The organism is Bradyrhizobium sp. 2S1, from assembly GCF_011516625.5.
GTDB classification, from domain to species: Bacteria; Pseudomonadota; Alphaproteobacteria; order Rhizobiales; family Xanthobacteraceae; genus Bradyrhizobium; species Bradyrhizobium septentrionale.
The window spans coordinates 5,570,337-5,588,273 of sequence record NZ_CP147717.1 but is presented as its reverse complement, the minus strand read 5'-3'; the positions used below and the strand labels follow the sequence as shown (position 1 = coordinate 5,588,273).

Here is a 17,937-nt window from a genome sequence, read left to right as displayed (position 1 = left end):
CAAGTCGCACACCCACCGACCGTAGGGAGCGTAACCTCTTCCGGAAGTGTCATCACTTGACGTTGCTCGCGATCCACCCGAGCACGAAATCCGCTACCTGGAGGTTATTTCTGTCCTGCATCATCATGTGGGAATTGCCCTTGATCCCCATATCGGGAAGTCGAATGAGGGTAGCCCTGCCCTCCTGCCGCTCGTTGATGCGTTCCACGACAGCCTTTCGGCCTTCGTAGCGAGGGCGACCGGTGAAGACGGGAGAGTCGACGTGATCGCCGAACAGTTCGAGCACCGGGATGCCCCGGTAAGCTTCGATCTGCGCCTCCGTCGGGACGATGGCCTGCGCGCCTTCAATGTTGACGATGGCCTTGATCAGACGAGGTCGCATCTCGACAAGCGCATCTGCGAATGGGCCAGCGAGCGAATGAACGACAACCACGGCTGGACCGATCTTGTCGAGCAGCGCCGCAAGTGCTCGGGGCGCAGTTGCCATCGCACCGCCCTCGAGCGTCACCTCTCCGAACGGCACAGCTTGCGACCCGAAGGCGCCGAACGCCTCAACCGGGAACTGAGTGTCCGGATACGCCGTGCCGTATGCCGGCCCGAAACGAAAGAGCGGCCACGCAAGCTCACTCGTTACCATGAGGACGTTGCCTGGCAATGGAGCCACGCTGGACTCGGCCTTTGCCTGGTTGATCGCGGTTGCGTTGAACCCCGAGCGACCACGCCCGGGTGTATCCACGACGTAAACCGCGTGGCCTCTGCGCGCCAGGTAGGTCGCCCAGCCCTCGCGGCCATCCGGCGTGGTCTCATAGCTCATGCCGGTCAGTCCGCCGCCGTGCACGAGCACAATCGGCGTCGGACTGACAAGCTGGGCCGGGATCCGATAGTGCACATACATCTGGTCGACCGTCACCGTGCCAGGCTTCGACGGCCCCGCCGGGGAGGCGCCCGGATGCGAAGAGAGCACGTTCGTTCCATTGACGAAGAACATTCCTTCGTCCGCCAGATTAAGCGGCCCGCCAAGAGATGCCGCCGGCGCCCTGTCGGCCGTGGCACAGCCGGCAACCAGGATCCCAATTCCGAATAGCGCGCGCGACAGCAGGTGCATGGAGGCCTCCAATGTGTTTGATCGTCAGATTGGGACGTTCAGGCCACTTTGCTCATCGCTGGCTCTCATGCAGGGCGTTCATGCTGAACGGACTTCAGCAGATCCAGTGCGACGTCGACGATCATGTCCTCTTGGCCCCCGACCATCTTGCGTTTGCCCAGCTCGACCAGGATATCGACCGTCTTCAGTCCGTACTTGCGTGCCGCGGTCTCCGCGTGACGCAGGAAACTCGAGTATACGCCGGCGTAACCGAGCGACAGCGTCTCACGGTCAACGCGCACCGGCCGGTCCTGCAGGGGACGCACAAGGTCGTCCGCCGCATCCATCAGGGCATACAGTTCCGTGCCGTGATTCCAGCCCATGCGGTCGGCTGCGGCGATGAAGACTTCCAGCGGAGCGTTGCCCGCACCGGCGCCCATCCCGGCCAGGCTGGCGTCGACGCGGTCGGCCCCTTCCTCCACGGCAGCGATCGAGTTGGCGACGCCCAGGCCGAGGTTGTGATGGGCATGAATGCCCGTCTGCGTCTCGGGTTTCAGCACCTCCTTGAAAGCCCGGAAGCGATCCCGCACGTCGTTCGTGCTGAGCGCTCCGCCGGAGTCGACGACGTAGACGCAAGTCGCGCCGTAGCTTTCCATCAGCTTGGCCTGCTCCGCGAGCTTCCGAGCCGTCGTCATGTGACTCATCATCAGGAACCCCACCGGGTCCATGCCCAACTCGCGCGCATACTCCAGATGCTGGCGCGAAACATCCGCCTCGGTGCAATGCGTAGCTACGCGCACGACGCGTGCGCCGGCATCATAGGCGTGGCGCAAATCATGCGTGGTGCCGATGCCTGGCAGCAGCAGTGTGGCGACCTTTGCCTGCGCGACCGTTTCGGCGACGGCAGAGATCCACTCGACGTCGGAGTGCGCCCCGAATCCGTAGTTGAAGCTGGACCCTTCGAGGCCGTCGCCGTGCGCCACCTCAATGCTGTCGACACCGGCTGCATCCAGCGCCGCGGAGATCGCCTTCACCTGGGCGATGCTATATTGATGGCCGATCGCATGGCTGCCGTCGCGCAGCGTCACGTCCGAGATGTAGAGCTTCTTGCTCATGCCAACACTCCCCTATGGTTCGCCGGGACTCACGCCGTTTGCTTCAACCCGCGCGCGATGCCCGCCTCGATACGCCGGCGCGCCATCATGTCGCCGCAGGCCAGGGCCGCCGAGGTCATGATGTCCAGGTTGCCGGCGTAGGAAGGCAGGTAGTGCGCCGCGCCCTCGACCTCGAGGAATACTGACGTCTTCAACCCATGCCGCGGCCCAAGCTTCGGCACGTTGAGCGGCGCAGCCGGTGGAATGATATCGAACTGCACCTGCTGCTTGAGACGGTAACCTGGCACATAGGCCTGCACGCGCGCGACCATCCCGGCGATGCTTGCCTCGATCGCGGCCTGCTCCGCAAGTTCGGACAGCACGAACACCGTGTTGCGCATCATGAGCGGCGGTTCGGCGGGGTTCAGCACGATGACGGCCTTGCCGCGTTCGGCCCCGCCGAGTTTTTCAATCGCTGCGCGCGTTGTTTCAGTGAACTCATCGATGTTGGCTCGCGTGCCCGGCCCGGCCGACTTGCTCGAGATGGACGCTACAATCTCCGCATAGTGAACTTTTGCAACGCGAGACACGGCAGCGACGATCGGGATCGTGGCCTGTCCGCCGCAGGTCACCATGTTCATGTTGGAGGCGTTCTCGGCCTCCAGATTGATCGCCGGAATCACGAGACCGACAGCCGCGGGGGTGAGGTCGATCACCTGGGCGCCCAGACGCTGCAGCACCTCATTGTGATGCCGGTGAGCGCCCGCCGAAGTGGCGTCGAAGACGACATCGATCTCCTCGAACGCATTCAGCTTGAGCAGTCCGTCGATGCCGTCGGCGGTGGTCGGAACGTTGAGCCGCTTGGCCCGCGCGAGGCCGTCCGACTTGGGATCGACACCTATCATCGCGCCCATTTCGAGGTGCTTGGCGTGCCGCATCAGCTTGATCATGAGATCGGTGCCGATGTTGCCGGATCCGATGATCGCGGCTTTGACTTTGTGATTCATGCGCTGCTCATGTCCATGGCTTGTGAGCTTATGAAGGGCGTCGATCACGCCTGCATATGGAAGCCGGCGACGCTCAGCCTTTCCATCTCGATCGAGATATACTGGCCCGGCTTCAGCCACTCCGCCGGAGTAGCACCGCCGGCCATCACCACCCAGCCTGCCTGTAGCGGCTCGCCGGCAGCTTCCGACAGGCGCGCAGCGGCAACCAGCGAGCGGAGCGGATGACCAAGGATCGCCGCTGTCGATCCCACCTGGACGACGCGGCCGTCAATGCTCATGGTGAGGCCGAGATTGCTGAAGTCATCGCGCGGGTTGCACCACGGCCCGACCACAAATCCGCTGGATGACGCGTTGTCGGCGATCACGTCGGGCAGCGTGAATTTGAAATCCTGATAGCGGGAGTCGATGACTTCGAGCGCAGGCGCGACCGCCTCCACGCTGGCAAGCGCTTCGGCGGCGGTGACATGGCCCGATAACGGCTTCTTCAGCACGAACGCGATTTCGGGTTCTGCGCGCGGATGCACGAAGCGCGCGAACGAAGTTGCCATGCCTTCCTCGATCAGCATGTCGTCGGTAAGACGGCCCCAGATGACGTCGCCGATGCCCATCTGGACCATCTTGGCGCGGCTCGTGAATCCCATCTTCACGCCGGCGCGTCGCGCGCCGCGGGAGATGCGGCGTTGGATGGACGCACGCTGGATCGCGTAAGCATCTTCCAGCGGCATCTTTCCCTCGGGGTCGATCTGCGTGACCTCACGAGAGGCGCGCGCCGCACTGTCCAGCCGCTCGGCCAATTCGTCCACTTGGATCATGTGAGTTGTCTTCCCGCTTGGTCGGCCTCAAACACAGCCTTGACACTGCCCAAACCATTGATGTGAGCATCGAAGATGTCGCCTGGGTTGACGGCGACCATGGGTCCGAGCGCGCCGGAAAGCACCAGGTGACCGGCGCGGAGCGGCTGCCCCAGAGCAGCCATCGTCCGGGCAAGCCAGACCACTGCATTGAGCGGGTTGCCGAGGCACGCCGCACCGGCACCGACGGAGACGGGCTCGCCGCGCCGATTCATCACCATGCCGCACAGCCTGAGGTCGACATCAGACAACCTCTTCGGCATGCCTCCAAGCACGTAGGCGCTGGACGAGGCGTTGTCTGCCACGGTGTCGACGAAGCGGATGTTCCAGTTTGCGATGCGGCTGCCGACAATCTCCAGTGCGGGCAGCAGGTGATCGATTGCCTGGATGACATCTACGTGTCCGGGATTATCCATGTCCAGGTCGCGTCCGAGGACGAAGGCGACCTCCGCCTCGACCTTTGGCTGCAGCAGTCCGCGCATCGAAATCGGTTCGGCGTCGCCGAACCCCATGTCGTCGAACAGCATGCCGAAGTCGGGCTGATCGACGCCGAGTTGCGCCTGCACCGCCTTCGCCGTCAGTCCGATCTTGCAGCCGACGATGCGTGCGCCCTGCTCACTCACACGATGCTCAGTGTTCAGGCGCTGGATCGCATAGGCCTCGGCCGCCGTCATCTGTGGGAATGTCTCGCGCAGCGGGGCGATGGCATTGCCCATGCGAGCAGCGCGGCGCAGAGAGCGCGCGGCGCAGGCGATATCGATGGAAGATGTGGACATGGCGTTATCGTTCGTGATCGTCAGAGGGAACGGTCGCCGAGACCCACCTTGGCGTAGATCTCGTTGACATGCTGCTTGACACTGTCGGGAGTCGTGTCGTGCTCCGGCTGGAGCGCCCAGCCCACTCGCGCGCGCGCGTGCCGGCCGATCTCCTCGTCCTGGTCGCTGGTGGCGCCGCTGATGCCGTAGGCACCGACCATCTCGGCACCCCTGAAGATCGGCGCGCAGCCGCCGGAGGCGACGATCTGGCCATTGGTGAATACCGCAGCGTTCATCAGCATCTGCGGGTTGCGTTCCTTGAACCACTGCTGGATGACCAGCCCATCCGGGAAGCGCGGGCTCATCGACCGGAAAGCGGCGACGGTGAACGCCTTGGCGCGCGCCGTGTCAGGCGTGATGAAGCCGGCATCGTCCATGCGCTCAAGCGCGATCAGGTGCCCCTCGGGCCCGACGATCGCGACCGAGATCGGAACGCCCATTTCGGCTGCCCTTTCGGTGACAGCCTGGATGAACTCGCGGCACTCCGCGGCTCGCAGCTTGGCCATGTGCAATCTCCTTCGTTGAACGGTTATTCGCGGGTGATGCCAGCGGTCTGAATGACGTTGCGCCATTTGATCGTTTCGCTGCGGATGTATTGAGCGAACTCGTCTGGCGTGACTTGATGACCTCGATACCCTGGGCGCCGAACAGGTCCTGGACATCCGGCTGGCCGAGCACGGCATGGGTAGCGGCCTGGACCTTTGCCACCACGTGAGGCGGCGTGCCCACGGGCAGGAGGAAACCGAACCACACCGAGCTTTCGAAATCCTTGAAGCCGAGTTCCTGCAGCGTCGGCAGATCGGGTGCGAGCGCGGTTCGCTTCGCGCCAGTCGCCGCCAGCGCTTTCAATGTGCCGGCGCGAACATGCGGCAACACGCTCGAGACTGGCGAGAACATGACCTGCACCTGACCGCCGAGCAGGTCCGTCACGGCCGGGGTGCTGCCGCGGTACGGCACGTGCAGCATCTTGATGCCGGCCATGGAGGAGAAGAGTTCACCCGACAAATGGGGCGACGTGCCGTGGCCCGAGGAAGCGAACGTGATCTGACCCGGCTTCGCCTTCGCTGCACGAACCAGCTGGTCGACCGATGCAACGCCGAGCGAGGGGTTCACCACCAGCACGTTCGGCATGCTGCCGATCATGGTGACCGCGACAAAATCCTTGGCCGGGTCGGGGAAACCGGCGTTGGGGAATGCCGCATTGATGGAGTTCGCGACCGTTCCCACGAACAACGTGTAGCCGTCGGGGGCAGACGTCGCAACCGCCTTGGCCGCGATGTTGCTCGCGGCGCCGGGCCGGTTGTCGATGATGAAGGGCTGGCCCAGCCGACGGGCCAGCGCTTCCGCGACGGCACGAGCTGCAACATCGGTGGCACTTCCGGCTGGAAAGCCGACGACCACCTTGACCAGGCGCGAGGGGTAGCTGTCTTGCGCCCAGGCTGCGGGCGCGATGGCAGCAGCCGCTGCAAGCAGCATCGCCGCAACGCACTGGCGCCGGTCCATGTCGTTTCCTCGTGTTGGCTGCTGCGTCCTTGTGCTCATTAGAGGCGTCCGCGAACCTTGATGCAAACGAGTAATTCCGATCGAATGATTGGGTAAACTCATCAACGAGCCCTTGCGATAGCGCTCGGCTGCGCTGATCGACGTGGTCAGCGCGCCGCGCGTCTCCGCGATATCGAAGACCTTGACACGAGCGTCGTGATGATGAGGCCCGCACGCGATGAAACATGCGACAGAGGCGGACACGAAACCGATGGGTGCTCTCGGCTACTCGTTCTGCAGTCGCGGTTTCAGCAGAACGACCAAGAACGCGGCGATCAGCAGGGAGCCACCCAATCCTGCCAGGCCAACCTCGAAGGACCCGGTGAGATCTTTCAGCGATCCCATCAACCAGGGACCAATGAAGCCGCCCGCAACGCCAATCATATTGATGAAGGCTATGCCGCCGGCAGCTGCGACGCCGGCAGGAACTGCGACGGGATCGCCCAGAAGAAGCCGCGGGAGGCGTTCATCCCGACCAGCGCGATCGTGATTCCGGCCATGGAAACGAGGAAGGAACCCGGAATCAGTGCGGCCGCGAACCCGATGGAAGCCAGCACGGAGGTGATGATGACATTGCCCGCCGCGCTGCCGCGGCGACTGCCGACGGCGGACCAGATCACCATCGCGACAGTAGCGAACAGGAACGGAATCGCGCTGATGAGGCCGATTGTCAGGTTGGAGAAATGCTGCTGCTCATGCTTGATGATCAGGGGCAGCCAGATCTGCACACCGAACGAGCCGGTCGAAAGAGCCAGGAATACGCCAGCAAGCAAAAGCACCCTGGTATCCATGAGAGCCGGCAGCAGCTTGTGAAGAGAATGATGTGCCTGCTCGGATCGCTCGTTGTCCAAGCGCCTCAGGATCGCCAAACGTTCCACCCCGGTCAGCCACTTGGCTTTCTCCGGTCCGTCCGCCAGCACCTTCAGAAGAAGCAGGCCAACCAGGATGGTCGGCAAGGCCTCGATGATGAGCAGCCACTTCCAGCCTGCCAGTCCAGCGACGCCGTCCATTTCCAGGAGCAGGCCCGACAGCGGACTGCCGATCAGCGATGAGGCAGGAATGGCGACCAAGAACCAGGTCAGGATCTTGGCGCGGCTGGCCTTGGGAAACCAGGCGGAGAGATAGAACGCCACCCCAGGGAAAAATCCTGCCTCTGCAATACCAAGCAGAAATCGAACAAGATAGAAGCTGTATGGCCCGGTGACGAAGATGGTCGCGGCGGACACAATGCCCCACGTCACCATGATGCGAGAGAGCCAGATCCGCGCGCCGAAACGATACAGCAGCAAGTTGCTGGGAACATCAAACAGACAGTAGCCGAGGAAGAACAGGCCGGAGCCGAGGCCGAATTGTGAGGCGCTCAGTCCGACGTCCTCGTTCATCGTCAGTGCCGCCACACCGACGTTGGTGCGGTCGAGGAAATTCAAGGTGAATGAGACGACAAGTATCGGAAGCAGCCTCCAGGCTACCTTGGCGAAGGCTGCATCCTCCACTTGCACCGCGTGTTCCGGAATGCACTCAGCTTCCCTTGCCTGCGCAACCACGTCACTCTCCCCGACTGCTTCGTTCTGTTTATGCAACGGGAAAATTGAGAACCGGCGGCCTGATCTTCCCGAAGGCGTCGGCGTTGTGTGTGGCGCAGAGCGAACCTATAATGCAAACGAGTTTATTTGCTGGATCTATGAGCTTTTCCAATGAATGTGACCGTGCGCCAGCTGCGCGCCTTCGTCTTCGTGAGTCAGCTGAAGAGCTTCACGAAAGCGGCGGAGCGCCTGCACCTGACGCAATCTGCTCTAAGTCTGCTCATCCGTCAGCTCGAGGACAATTTGCAGGTCCAGCTGATCGAGCGCTCCACCCGGAAGGTCGAGCTCACCGCTGCCGGACTGGAGCTGATGAGCGGCGCCGAACGGCTGCTGGACGATCTTGACACTGCGCTTGCCAACGTAGCGGAGCTAGGGGCAAAGCAACGCGGCAAGGTCGTGATTGCCGCTCCCTACATCCTCGCCACTACCTTCCTCGTCGAAGTGATCGCCGAGTTCAAGACGCGCTTTCCGACCATCTCGGTGCACCTGAAAGATTCCTTGCCTGAGCAGGTCCTGATGCAAGTCCGAAGCGGTGGAGCTGATCTCGGCATCGGCAGTTTCCGCGAGTGGGAGCCCGGACTGCAATGGAAGCCCCTGTTTCAGGAACCGCTGGTGGCGGTCTTTCCGCGCGACCATCCGATCGGCGAATTGGCGCAACTCAACTGGGGTGATCTCGCCGGCCTGCCGGTGATCTCGCTTAACCGCGACAGCATCTTCCGCGATTTAGCCGAAGATGGCTTTTCCCAAGCCGGGTTCTCCTTATCACCGGCATATGAGGTCGCCTATGCGGGGACGGCGCTCGCCCTGGTTCGGGTCGGCTTGGGCATAGCGATCCTGCCCCAATGCGTTGGCGTGCTGATTGATTCTTCCATTGCCGTCCGGCCTCTCGAGAACCCCCAAATCATGCGTTCTGTCGCGGTGATCACCCGAGACGGCCGATCCCTCTCCCCCGCCGCCGAGGCGTTCGTCGATATATTGCGCAAATCCGTGAAAGTGCCGGCCAGACTAGCTGCGATCGGATAGCCTCTCTTGCCTCCAGCGCCTGCTTTGGCGGGTGGGTCCTTGAGTGAGTGCTAAAGCGAAGACGGCCCCGTCACCAACAGCGCCCGAAGGTCAAATTCGCAAGTCGCTCCCTGGCGTGTATCACGCCTCGTCTCAACCCTCGGGTGAAAGAATCCAGAGGCTGCGAGGACCCGCGCAGTGAGCGCTGCCGGTCTCATCGACCTTCATGCCGTCGGGCACTCCCTCCGCGGCATCATTACTCATTTGGCAACATTTCATCCGGGCGGCCAACGATTCCGCACCGTCGCAGTCGCCAGCAAGGCGACAAGCCACGCGCCCGGGCGAGGGAGGCGCTCGCTGGTTGAATCAGTAATCCGAACTAAAAAACCGTTTGAGAATTCAGCTTCTCAAACGGTTTCTCTCGCTAAGGCTTGATTTGGTGGGCGCACCAGGGCTCGAACCTGGGACCCGCTGATTAAGAGTCAGCTGCTCTACCAACTGAGCTATGCGCCCGGAACTTGTCCGGAAATGCCCCTCGCAAGAGAGCGGTCGTTTAGCAAAGCGATTCCCCGATGTCCAGCAAATGGGCGCAACTTTTCCCGACTTTTACCAGCCCTCCTCACAGCCGAAAGGCCGCCGGATTCCGGCGGCCTTTCAGTAGCTTGGTGAAGAGCCCGGTGAACGGCTCTCAGAGCCGGCCGGAGCGCTCCTGATCCGGACCGTCGTCACGGTCGAAATGGTGGTCGCGGCCGCCGCGTTCCCAGCGGTCCATGCCGCGCTCGAGGCGGTGGCGGCGCCAGCCCTCGGCGCCGAAGCCGCGCCCTTCCATGTGGGTGAGCATCGTCAGCCGCCGCTTCTGGTTGTCGTCGAGCGTTTTGTAGAGCGGGTCGGCGGCGTCGGCGATCTTCTTCAGCGACGTCGCGGTCGCCGCCATGTTGTCGGCGCGCTCGCGCAGACGGGCGACCGGATCGTCTGGCTTCTCGGCCTTGTTCCCGGCCTTGTCCGCGTCGGCCTTCTCCGCGGCCATCCGCGCATTGGCGCGATCGAGCCGCGCCTTGGCGAAGTCGCGCACCGCGGCTTCGACCGGCGGCCACAGCTTCTCCTGATCCGCCGTCAGCTTCAGCCCGGCGTGGACGGCGGCGATCCGCGCGTCGAGGAAGGCGGCCCGATCCTCGGGGCTCATCCGCATATGGCCGTGGAACCAGGGACGATGCTGGGCATAGACCACGGTCGAACCGGCAATCGTGAGCGCCGCGACGCCGGCGAGCAGAACTTTCTTCATACGAACCTCCTTTGAAGGTTGCTCGAAGATGATGCGCCCTGCCCACGCCTTCAACTTACGGATTGGACAGAGAGACCTCTCTTACCAAGATGTAATCCCCTTCTTTGCCCGCCAGAAACATCCAGAGCGCGAGGTCGCGCTTTGGATTTCTTGTTGTCGCTAGATCATTCCCAACAGCCGCGGCAGCCACAGCGAAATCTCCGGCACGTAGGTGATCAGGCCGAGGAACACCAGCATCGCGCACAGCCACGGCAGCACCGAGATCGTGATCTCGCTGATGCCCATCTTGGCGATACTGCTCGCGATGTAGAGGTTGAGCCCGACCGGCGGATGGCACAGCCCGACCTCGGTGTTGACGATCATCAGGATGCCCAGGTGCACCGGATGCACGCCGAGCTTGGTCGCCAGCGGAAACAGGATCGGCGCCATGATCAGGAGGATCGACGACGGATCCATCACATTGCCGGCGAGCAGCAGGATGACGTTGACGACCAGCAGGAACATCCACACCGAGAAGTTCTTGTCGATGATCCAGGCCGCCATCTCCTGCGGGATCTGCTCATGCGTCATCAGGAACGAGAACAGCACCGCATTGGTGATGATGTAGAGCAGCATCGAGCTCATGCTCGCCGCCTGCAACAGCACCTTCGGCACCTCGGAGAGTTTTAGTTCCTTGTAGACGAACACGGTGATGAAGAAGGCGTAGGTCGCGGCGACCGCAGCCGCCTCGGTTGGCGTGAAGACGCCGCCATAGATGCCGCCGAGCACGATCGCGATCAGCGAGAGGCCCCAGATGCTTTCACGGAACGCCGTGAACTGCTGGCCGATCGTCGCCTTCGGCATCTTCGGATAACCGTTGCGCTGCGCGACGAAGAAGGTCACCGCGGCCAGCATCAATGCGAGCACCACGCCCGGCACGATGCCGGCCATGAACAGCGCGCCGATCGAGGTGTTGGTCGAGACGCCGTACAGCACCAGGATGATCGAGGGCGGCACCAGGATGCCGAGCGCGCCGGAGGTCGAGATCACGCCGACGCCGAACCGCTTCGGATAGCCGTGATCGACCATCGCCGGCATCATGATCGAGCCGATCGCGACCACGGTGGCGACGCTCGAGCCCGAGATCGCCGCGAACATCGCGCAGGCCGCGACGCCGGCAAGCCCGAGGCCTCCCGGCAGATGGCCGACCAGCGAGGTCGTGAACGCGATCATGCGCCGCGCGACGCCGCCGCGGGTCAGGAAGGTGCCGGCCAGGATGAAGAACGGGATCGCCATGATGCCGAAATTGTCGAGGCCAGAAAACAGCTTCAGGCCGACGCTCTCGATCGGCACCTCGGTCATCGTGAACAGGAAGGTCAGCACGGTCAGGCCGAGCGAAATCGAGATCGGCATGCCCGTCAGCATCAGGGCAAACAACAGTCCGAAAATAAGGGCGGCGCTCATCACGCTTCTCCAAGCGCGATCGGCGCATTCTTGCTGGTCTCGACGCCGTCGACATGGGAGGCGTCATGGTGCGGCAGCTCGTTGGTCCACCAATAGTTCCAGCACACCTGCAGGAAGCGGAAGCACATCAGATAGGAGCCGAGCGGGATGCAGGCGTAGACGATCCAGCTCGGGATCTCGAGATCGGGCGAGACCTGGTCGGTATGCATCAGTTCGAACACGAACTTGGCGCCCATGGTGCCGACGATCCCGGTGAACAGCGCGCCGCCGAGCAGGCCGAACATGATGGTGCGCTTGCGCCAGAAATCATTGAGGCGGTTAATCAGCACGTCGACGCCGACATGGACGCCGGCGCGCACGCCATAGGCGGCGCCGAACTTCGCCATCCAGATGAACATGTAGATGCAGAGTTCCTGCGACCAGGCGAGGTTGATGCCGAACAGATACGGATAGAACACCGGAACGTCGACCAGAAAGCGGTGCACGACCGTGATGAAGGTCAAGAGCGTCGCGGCACCCATCAGGCTCGCGATGATGATTTCCTCGAGCCGGTCCAGAATTTTCAGCAGCATTGATCTCCCCTGTCATGGCCTGATGCGGCGACCGGCCACGGCACCCAGGCCGCGGCCTCGCACGGCCGCGGCGTTTATTCGATTACCTGACGGTTCTCGGTCGAGAGACCGATCCGCAAACTCCCTTCACCTCTCCCGCTTGCGGGGGAGCGTAGGCCGCCTTCGGGGGCCGTCTTTGAAGAACGCCGAAGCAAAGCTTCGGCTACGTCGCATCGAAGGTGCGATACGGGTCGGGGCTCTCTCCACCAGAATGACTCGCGGTGATACCCCCACCCCAGCCCTCCCCCGCAAGCGGGAGAGGGAGCGCACCGCCTTCTTGGCGACTAATAGGCGATCCGCCTCAGTTCATTGGGCCGCGGCCCGTTTCCTTGAGGAATTCTTCGATCAGCGGCTGGCCGACGCGCGACGCCACGTCCTTGTAGACCGGCATCATGGCCTTGCGCATCGCCTCGTCCTGCTCCGGCGTCAGCGTGATGATCTCGGTCTTGCCGGCCTTCTTGATCTCGGCGAGCGCGTCCTCATTCTCCTTGGCCGACTGGCCGTTGCCGAACTCGGTTGCTTCCTTCATCGCCTTGGAGAGCTGGTCGCGGACATCGGCCGGCAGGCCGTCCCAGAACTTCTTGTTCACGACGACGATGTAGCCGATATAGCCGTGATTGGTGACAGTGGCGTACTTCTGCACCTCATGCATTTTCTGGGTGTAGATGTTCGACCAGGTGTTCTCCTGGCCGTCGACCACGCCGGTCTGCAGCGCCTGGTAGACGTCGGAGAACGCCATCACCTGCGGGATCGCGCCGAGCGAGCGGAACTGGGCTTCCAGCACCTTCGACGACTGGATGCGGAACTTGAGCCCCTTGTAGTCGGCGGGCGCGACCAGCTTCTTGTTCGCGCTCATCTGCTTGAAGCCGTTGTCCCAATAGGCGAGACCGGTCATGCCCTTGGAATCCAGCTTGTTCAACAGCTGGGCGCCGAGCGGACCGTCGGTCACCTTGCGCAGCGATTTCAGGTCGGGGAGGATGTAGGGCAGATCGAAGACTTCGAATTCCTTGATGCCGATCGGGCCGAACTTGGAGTTCGACGGCGCCAGCATCTGCACGGCGCCGAGCTGCAGCGCCTCGAGCTCTTCCTTGTCCTTGTAAAGCGTCGAGTTCGGATAGACCTCGACCTTCACCTTGCCGCCGGTGTACTTCTCGGCGAGTTCCTTGAACTTGTCGGCCGCCTTGCCCTTCGGCGTATCCGAGGCCACCACGTGGCTGAACTTGATGACAACAGGCGACTGCGCCGACGCCGGCCCGACAAAGGTCAAGGCCGCGATCGAAGCCGCAGCCAATATGAGTTTACGCATGTTTCCTCCCGCGTAATTGCGGAGCACGTTTACCGGCCCCGAGACATCCGGTCGCACCATTACAGAGAAGCCGCGGCGATTGCCATTGCCCCTTTAGCAGGGGCTAAATGCGCCGTTGCTGCACTGCAAAATCCGATGCGGCGGTATCCCCTTCGGCTCTTGCGACCGTTCAATGACACCGCCCGCACGCTGTGCCCGGCCATGGCGATACGGTCAATGCGAGGTTTGGCAATGGCGAGTTCGCCGGGCGCGAATGCTGCGCTGTCGTCCCTGCGAAAGCAGGTAGCAAGAGAGGCCGCTGCGCGACCCAGAATTCCACCACCGTTTTTGCGAGCAACGACGACCATGTATTCGGTGTCATCACCCGCGCATGCGGGTGATCCAGTATTCCAGAGGCGTCCGTGCTTGAGCTGAGGGGCCGCGGCGTACTGGATCGCCCGGTCAAGCCGGGCGATGACAGATGTGAGTGCGAGCATAGCTTCGCACTCTCGCGACATGAAGCGCCCGAGATTTGCCATTCGTTCCGCCCTCTCCTCAAGCAGAGGGCGCAGGGAAAGCCGGGTGCCGATTGCACCCATGGGTCCGGTGCAACAAAAAGCACCGGAGGTAGGACCACAGGTGTAACCGGAGCAATCCGGCTTTCCCTGCGCGATGGGTTACGGCTTATTTCGTGCTCTCCCCGGCGAGACTTGGCTTTTTTGTCACCGCCTTCGCAAGACGCAATTGCGTCTCACAAGGGGACACCGGCCACTAGGGCGTCAGGACCACACGACTTCACCGTCCGCCTCATGCACACTCGTCAGTCGCGCAATCGGCGTCCACCGCATCTCACCGCAACACCCGTGACGATGCGCAGCGCCCCTCGATCGGGTGAGACGGGCATATTGAACATCTGAGTTGGGTGAAACGCCAAGCGGAATATTTTCTTATGCCGATATTGACAGGTTTTGCTGAGTTGCCCGTTGTGTCGAACCGGCAACACACCTCCCAGCAAGATTGATGTGTTCGCAGCAATCGCTCTGCAATCAGGTCAATTGCTCGGGGGCAGCGGCACGCACGGCTCGGTAGATATTCACGATTACCGAGCTTCGAACAAAGGTCGCTATGTCCGAATCCCCGAGGGGCGCTGTTACGCCCGCCTCGATTGTCGACGCACTGAAAGCTGTGGCCGGCGATCCGCCAAAGGCACGCGCGAGCTTTGCCAAAGGCCAATGCGTCCATGGCACCTACATACCGTCCCATCAGGCGGAGGAAATCACGAAATCGCTGAGCTTCACGAGACCATCCCGCGTGCTGGCGCGCTTCTCCGCGGGCGGCGGCAATCCCGATGTGGCGGATACCGAAAGTCTCGTTCCGCGCGGCTTCAGCTTCAGGCTCGGCGACATCGGCCATCGCACGGATATCGTCGCGCAAAACTCTCCCGTTCATTATGCACGGACGCTCGCGCAGATGCTGGCGTTCCTGGAGGCGCGCATCCCGGGCCCCGATGGAAAGCCGGATATGGAGAAGGTCAGGGCATTCTCTGCCGCCAATCCGGAAACGCTGCATCAAGTGAACTACATCGCCACGCGGCCGCTTGGGAGTTTTGCCGGCACGACCTATTGGGGTGTGCACGCCTTCCCTGCCACCAATGCGATGGGCGAGATACGGTTCATCAAATTCAAGATCGCGCCGATCGGCGGGGACGTGACGCTGACGGGACCGGAAGCCAAGGCGAGGTCTGCCGACTTCCTGCACGACGAGCTCGAACAGCGGGTTGCTACGGGCAACATTCGCTTCAGCGTGCTCGCATTGCTCGACCGCCCCGGCGACCCCACCATGGACCTGACTGTCCGATGGCCCGATGAGGATCATCGCGAAGCCGTGCGACTGGGGACGATCGTGATCACCGGCATCGAGCCAAACGAAACCTGCGATGGCTCCATCTTCGATCCGGCAAATCTCGCCGAAGGTATCGGTCACCCGCATGACGAGATCTTTGCGGCGCGCGCCACAGCCTACGCCATCTCACTGAAGATGCGTCGCTGATCAGACACGCCGCTGCACATTGCCCGGAATTACGCATCCCCTCCGGACACGCCGAGCTTTTCGCGACGCCACACGCCCGGGCTGATCCCGACCACGGCCGTAAACACCCGCGTAAAGTGGCTTTGGTTGGCAAAGCCGGCCGATATCGCAATCTCGGCCAGGGGCAGCTCGCGCACCGTCATCAGTTGTTGGGCCACCTCGACACGCTGGCGGAGCAGCCACCGGTGCGGCGGCAGGCCGGTGGAGATTCGAAATGCGCGCGAAAAATGGCTGACCGAGAGGTCAAACTCGGCCGCGATTTGTTGGAAGCTTTCCACCGAGGTCGGAATCCAGTCTTTCGCAGGCGCGTTTCGTCTGCCACGGCGCGAGGCCACCGCGAGCCGGCTCGGCTCTGCGCTGCATTCCGCCATAGGTCTGCGCGACATGAACTGTAAATGCGAACAGCGAGTAGTCGATGAAGAGCCGATTGGTCTCAGTCGGCCGACGCAGCGCTGGCAGGAGCGCCCCACCGATATGACGGATGATCGGGTCGTCATGGCCGACGCCGAACTGACAGGGAAGATCGCCAACGCGCGGTGCGCGGGACTGCTCCGTGATGCCGTCGAGCGCCGAGCGCGGAAGATAGAAATGGAGCGAATGGAACGGCTTGTCGATGACGAATCGCGGATCGATCTTCATGTCGTACAAATATGTTGCGCCCGCTCGGATATCGGCCTTGGTGACGCACTTGCTGCGTGCCCAGAGCTCGCAGCTCGGGTAATCGTTAAGCTTCAGGCTGACAACATAGGAATCCTCAAGGACCATCCCGCCGGAAAGGCTCCGCACCGGGGCATCATCCCGGGTTTCAGTGACGGCGATCTCGGTATTGCGCAGTGAACGCGTGATCAACGAGGGTGGTTCATGCTCGAGATGCAAGAACCGCCTGACGTTCTGACCGTAGAAACGCCTCTGCGTCATGTGGGCCGTCCCATCGTCAGGAGTTGGGCCAGGCTGCTCTCACTCGCATTGTCGCCTGCGCCATCTCATTGAAGACTCGCCGCTGATCGGACGAGCCGCCGCGCTGCCCGGAAATCACGCATCCCCTCCGGACACGCCGAGCTTTTCGCGGCGCCACACGCCCGGGCTGATCCCGACCGCGGCCGTAAACACCCGCGTAAAGTGGCTTTGGTTGGCAAAGCCGGCCGATATCGCGATCTCGGCCAGCGGCAACTCGCGCACCGTCATCAGCTGCTTTGCGGCCTTCACCCGCTGACGAAGCAGCCACTGATGCGGCGGCAGGCCGGTGGAGCTGCGAAAGGCCCGTGAAAAATGCCCGACCGAGAGGCCGAATTCAGCCGCGATTTGTTGCAGCGAAAGCTCTCCGCCCAGATCGGAGTCGAGCCTTTCACAGGCGCGTTTCAGCTGCCAGGGCGCGAGACCGCCGCGGACCGAATTGGTGACGCGCTGCAGTCCGCCATAGGCCTGTGCGATGTGCGCGCCGAACGCAAGCATCATGTGATCGATGAAAAGCTGGTTCGCCTCGTCCGGCCGGCGCAGCCCCTGCAGCAGCGCAGCGCCGATATGGCGCATCACCTGGTCGTCATGGCCGGTGCCGAATTGACAGGCGAGGTCCTCGACGCGCGGCGCGCCGGCCTCTTCAGCGATACGATCGAGCGCCGAACGCGGCAGATAAAACTGGATGGAACGGAACGGCTTGTCGATGACATAGCGCGGATCCTGCCTGAGATCGTACAGCCACGTCGTGCCCGCCCTGACATCCGCCTTGGTGACACACTTGCCGTGCTTCCAGAGTTCGCAGTCCGGATAGTCATGGAGTTTCAAGCTGACGATATAGGCCTCGTCTGCCATGGACCCGGAAAGACCCGGCACGGGGTTATCATTCTGCGTTTCGGCGGCAGCGAGATCGATGCCGCGCATTGAGCGCGTGATCACCGCGCTCGGCGCGTCCTTCAAATGCAGGTAACGCCCTACCCTCTGCCCGAAGGTGCCTGCCTGGGTCATGTGGGTCGATCTCATCGTGAGGAGCTGGGCCAGGCGGCTCTGGGTTCGCCTGCGCGGTCGCCTGCATTATCCGGGATCGGCGCGCCGTGGTCTAGGTCTGCGGCGTATCGCGCGGCCATTGTGACCGTCTCGTGACGGGGACGATTTCCGCAGTGATTTCAACGCGCGGCATGCGACCGCGCTGATGACATCGATCAACGATGCTGACCTAACGCCCGCGGGCCCACCCGTCACACGACGCTTGCAGCAGGATCAGGCAAGGCGCGGCCGTTTTGGGAAAGAACCCGT

At 62.6% G+C, this 17,937-nt stretch carries 18 protein-coding genes and 1 tRNA gene; 2 read left to right on the top strand and 17 right to left on the bottom strand.

The features are described from left to right. Positions 1–52: 52 nt before the first annotated feature. From HAP54_RS26445 to HAP54_RS26410, 8 genes are all read right to left on the bottom strand, one after another. On the bottom strand, positions 53–1,105 hold the full coding sequence (locus HAP54_RS26445; protein WP_166305216.1) for an alpha/beta fold hydrolase: 1,053 nt from the start codon (positions 1,103–1,105) through the stop codon (positions 53–55). A 65-nt stretch (positions 1,106–1,170) separates the two neighbouring features. Then, positions 1,171–2,199, bottom strand: a complete 1,029-nt coding sequence (dmpG, locus tag HAP54_RS26440) for a 4-hydroxy-2-oxovalerate aldolase (RefSeq protein WP_166305213.1) — start codon at positions 2,197–2,199, stop codon at positions 1,171–1,173. A gap of 29 nt (positions 2,200–2,228) precedes the next feature. Next, on the bottom strand, positions 2,229–3,185 hold the full coding sequence (locus tag HAP54_RS26435; RefSeq protein WP_166308400.1) for an acetaldehyde dehydrogenase (acetylating): 957 nt from the start codon (positions 3,183–3,185) through the stop codon (positions 2,229–2,231). Positions 3,186–3,229: 44 nt separating this feature from the next. After that, positions 3,230–3,997, bottom strand: a complete 768-nt coding sequence (locus tag HAP54_RS26430; RefSeq protein WP_166305210.1) for a 2-keto-4-pentenoate hydratase — start codon at positions 3,995–3,997, stop codon at positions 3,230–3,232. Beyond that, positions 3,994–4,812, bottom strand: coding sequence for a 2-keto-4-pentenoate hydratase (gene mhpD / locus HAP54_RS26425; protein ID WP_166305207.1), 819 nt, complete (start codon positions 4,810–4,812; stop codon positions 3,994–3,996). Before mhpD ends, HAP54_RS26430 begins: the two co-directional genes overlap by 4 nt. 20 nt (positions 4,813–4,832) lie before the next feature. After that, positions 4,833–5,291, bottom strand: coding sequence for a GlcG/HbpS family heme-binding protein (locus tag HAP54_RS26420; protein ID WP_210297568.1), 459 nt, complete (start codon positions 5,289–5,291; stop codon positions 4,833–4,835). After that, positions 5,233–6,354: a tripartite tricarboxylate transporter substrate binding protein gene (locus HAP54_RS26415; protein WP_210297523.1), complete on the bottom strand. Its 1,122-nt coding sequence runs from the start codon at positions 6,352–6,354 to the stop codon at positions 5,233–5,235. The genes HAP54_RS26420 and HAP54_RS26415 overlap by 59 nt, the downstream gene beginning before the upstream one ends. A gap of 434 nt (positions 6,355–6,788) precedes the next feature. Then, positions 6,789–7,937 carry an MFS transporter gene (locus HAP54_RS26410; protein WP_166305201.1) on the bottom strand — a complete coding sequence of 383 codons (1,149 nt, stop codon included), beginning with the start codon at positions 7,935–7,937 and terminating at the stop codon, positions 6,789–6,791. A gap of 150 nt (positions 7,938–8,087) precedes the next feature. On the opposite strand from HAP54_RS26410, the gene HAP54_RS26405 reads away from it, so the two are divergent. Beyond that, complete coding sequence (locus HAP54_RS26405; RefSeq protein ID WP_166305198.1) at positions 8,088–8,999, top strand: LysR family transcriptional regulator; 912 nt, start codon at positions 8,088–8,090, stop codon at positions 8,997–8,999. Positions 9,000–9,415: 416 nt separating this feature from the next. Here the strand turns inward: HAP54_RS26405 and HAP54_RS26400 are convergent. The 6 genes from HAP54_RS26400 to HAP54_RS26375 all read right to left on the bottom strand — a co-directional run bounded on the left by HAP54_RS26400 (position 9,416) and on the right by HAP54_RS26375 (position 14,138). After that, positions 9,416–9,491 (bottom strand) — tRNA-Lys (locus HAP54_RS26400). Positions 9,492–9,666: 175 nt separating this feature from the next. Further along, positions 9,667–10,260, bottom strand: a complete 594-nt coding sequence (locus HAP54_RS26395; RefSeq protein ID WP_166305195.1) for a Spy/CpxP family protein refolding chaperone — start codon at positions 10,258–10,260, stop codon at positions 9,667–9,669. Between the two features lie 159 nt (positions 10,261–10,419). Further along, entirely contained in the window at positions 10,420–11,703 is a 1,284-nt protein-coding gene (locus tag HAP54_RS26390) for a TRAP transporter large permease (protein WP_166305192.1), read from the bottom strand. After that, positions 11,703–12,275, bottom strand: coding sequence for a TRAP transporter small permease (locus HAP54_RS26385; protein ID WP_166305189.1), 573 nt, complete (start codon positions 12,273–12,275; stop codon positions 11,703–11,705). The genes HAP54_RS26390 and HAP54_RS26385 overlap by 1 nt, the downstream gene beginning before the upstream one ends. A 340-nt stretch (positions 12,276–12,615) precedes the next feature. Beyond that, positions 12,616–13,620 carry a TRAP transporter substrate-binding protein gene (locus HAP54_RS26380; RefSeq protein WP_166305186.1) on the bottom strand — a complete coding sequence of 335 codons (1,005 nt, stop codon included), beginning with the start codon at positions 13,618–13,620 and terminating at the stop codon, positions 12,616–12,618. A 59-nt stretch (positions 13,621–13,679) separates the two neighbouring features. Continuing rightward, a complete protein-coding gene (locus tag HAP54_RS26375) occupies positions 13,680–14,138 on the bottom strand; it encodes a hypothetical protein (RefSeq protein WP_166305183.1) in 459 nt (152 codons plus the stop codon). A 586-nt stretch (positions 14,139–14,724) separates the two neighbouring features. Here HAP54_RS26375 and HAP54_RS26370 point away from each other — a divergent pair. Continuing rightward, entirely contained in the window at positions 14,725–15,648 is a 924-nt protein-coding gene (locus HAP54_RS26370) for a catalase family peroxidase (protein ID WP_166305181.1), read from the top strand. Between the two features lie 29 nt (positions 15,649–15,677). Here HAP54_RS26370 and HAP54_RS26365 read toward each other — a convergent pair whose 3' ends face one another. From HAP54_RS26365 to HAP54_RS26355, 3 genes are all read right to left on the bottom strand, one after another. After that, positions 15,678–15,965 carry an AraC family transcriptional regulator gene (locus tag HAP54_RS26365; protein WP_312022815.1) on the bottom strand — a complete coding sequence of 96 codons (288 nt, stop codon included), beginning with the start codon at positions 15,963–15,965 and terminating at the stop codon, positions 15,678–15,680. Then, a complete protein-coding gene (locus HAP54_RS26360; protein WP_339156770.1) occupies positions 15,931–16,605 on the bottom strand; it encodes an AraC family transcriptional regulator in 675 nt (224 codons plus the stop codon). Before HAP54_RS26360 ends, HAP54_RS26365 begins: the two co-directional genes overlap by 35 nt. A 114-nt stretch (positions 16,606–16,719) precedes the next feature. Further along, complete coding sequence (locus tag HAP54_RS26355) at positions 16,720–17,649, bottom strand: helix-turn-helix domain-containing protein (RefSeq protein ID WP_166305178.1); 930 nt, start codon at positions 17,647–17,649, stop codon at positions 16,720–16,722. Between the last annotated feature and the right edge of the window lie 288 nt (positions 17,650–17,937).

What these genes read in the sequence shown, in the direction of transcription:
- HAP54_RS26445 (WP_166305216.1), bottom strand. Translation starts at nt 1,105, where the DNA reads ATGCACCTGCTGTCGCGCGCGCTATTCGGAATTGGGATCCTGGTTGCC.
- dmpG (WP_166305213.1), bottom strand. Translation starts at nt 2,199, where the DNA reads ATGAGCAAGAAGCTCTACATCTCGGACGTGACGCTGCGCGACGGCAGC.
- HAP54_RS26435 (WP_166308400.1), bottom strand. Translation starts at nt 3,185, where the DNA reads ATGAATCACAAAGTCAAAGCCGCGATCATCGGATCCGGCAACATCGGC.
- HAP54_RS26430 (WP_166305210.1), bottom strand. Translation starts at nt 3,997, where the DNA reads ATGATCCAAGTGGACGAATTGGCCGAGCGGCTGGACAGTGCGGCGCGC.
- mhpD (WP_166305207.1), bottom strand. Translation starts at nt 4,812, where the DNA reads ATGTCCACATCTTCCATCGATATCGCCTGCGCCGCGCGCTCTCTGCGC.
- HAP54_RS26420 (WP_210297568.1), bottom strand. Translation starts at nt 5,291, where the DNA reads ATGGGCGTTCCGATCTCGGTCGCGATCGTCGGGCCCGAGGGGCACCTG.
- HAP54_RS26415 (WP_210297523.1), bottom strand. Translation starts at nt 6,354, where the DNA reads ATGGACCGGCGCCAGTGCGTTGCGGCGATGCTGCTTGCAGCGGCTGCT.
- HAP54_RS26405 (WP_166305198.1), top strand. Translation starts at nt 8,088, where the DNA reads ATGAATGTGACCGTGCGCCAGCTGCGCGCCTTCGTCTTCGTGAGTCAG.
- HAP54_RS26395 (WP_166305195.1), bottom strand. Translation starts at nt 10,260, where the DNA reads ATGAAGAAAGTTCTGCTCGCCGGCGTCGCGGCGCTCACGATTGCCGGT.
- HAP54_RS26390 (WP_166305192.1), bottom strand. Translation starts at nt 11,703, where the DNA reads ATGAGCGCCGCCCTTATTTTCGGACTGTTGTTTGCCCTGATGCTGACG.
- HAP54_RS26385 (WP_166305189.1), bottom strand. Translation starts at nt 12,275, where the DNA reads ATGCTGCTGAAAATTCTGGACCGGCTCGAGGAAATCATCATCGCGAGC.
- HAP54_RS26380 (WP_166305186.1), bottom strand. Translation starts at nt 13,620, where the DNA reads ATGCGTAAACTCATATTGGCTGCGGCTTCGATCGCGGCCTTGACCTTT.
- HAP54_RS26375 (WP_166305183.1), bottom strand. Translation starts at nt 14,138, where the DNA reads ATGGCAAATCTCGGGCGCTTCATGTCGCGAGAGTGCGAAGCTATGCTC.
- HAP54_RS26370 (WP_166305181.1), top strand. Translation starts at nt 14,725, where the DNA reads ATGTCCGAATCCCCGAGGGGCGCTGTTACGCCCGCCTCGATTGTCGAC.
- HAP54_RS26360 (WP_339156770.1), bottom strand. Translation starts at nt 16,605, where the DNA reads ATGACGCAGAGGCGTTTCTACGGTCAGAACGTCAGGCGGTTCTTGCAT.
- HAP54_RS26355 (WP_166305178.1), bottom strand. Translation starts at nt 17,649, where the DNA reads ATGACCCAGGCAGGCACCTTCGGGCAGAGGGTAGGGCGTTACCTGCAT.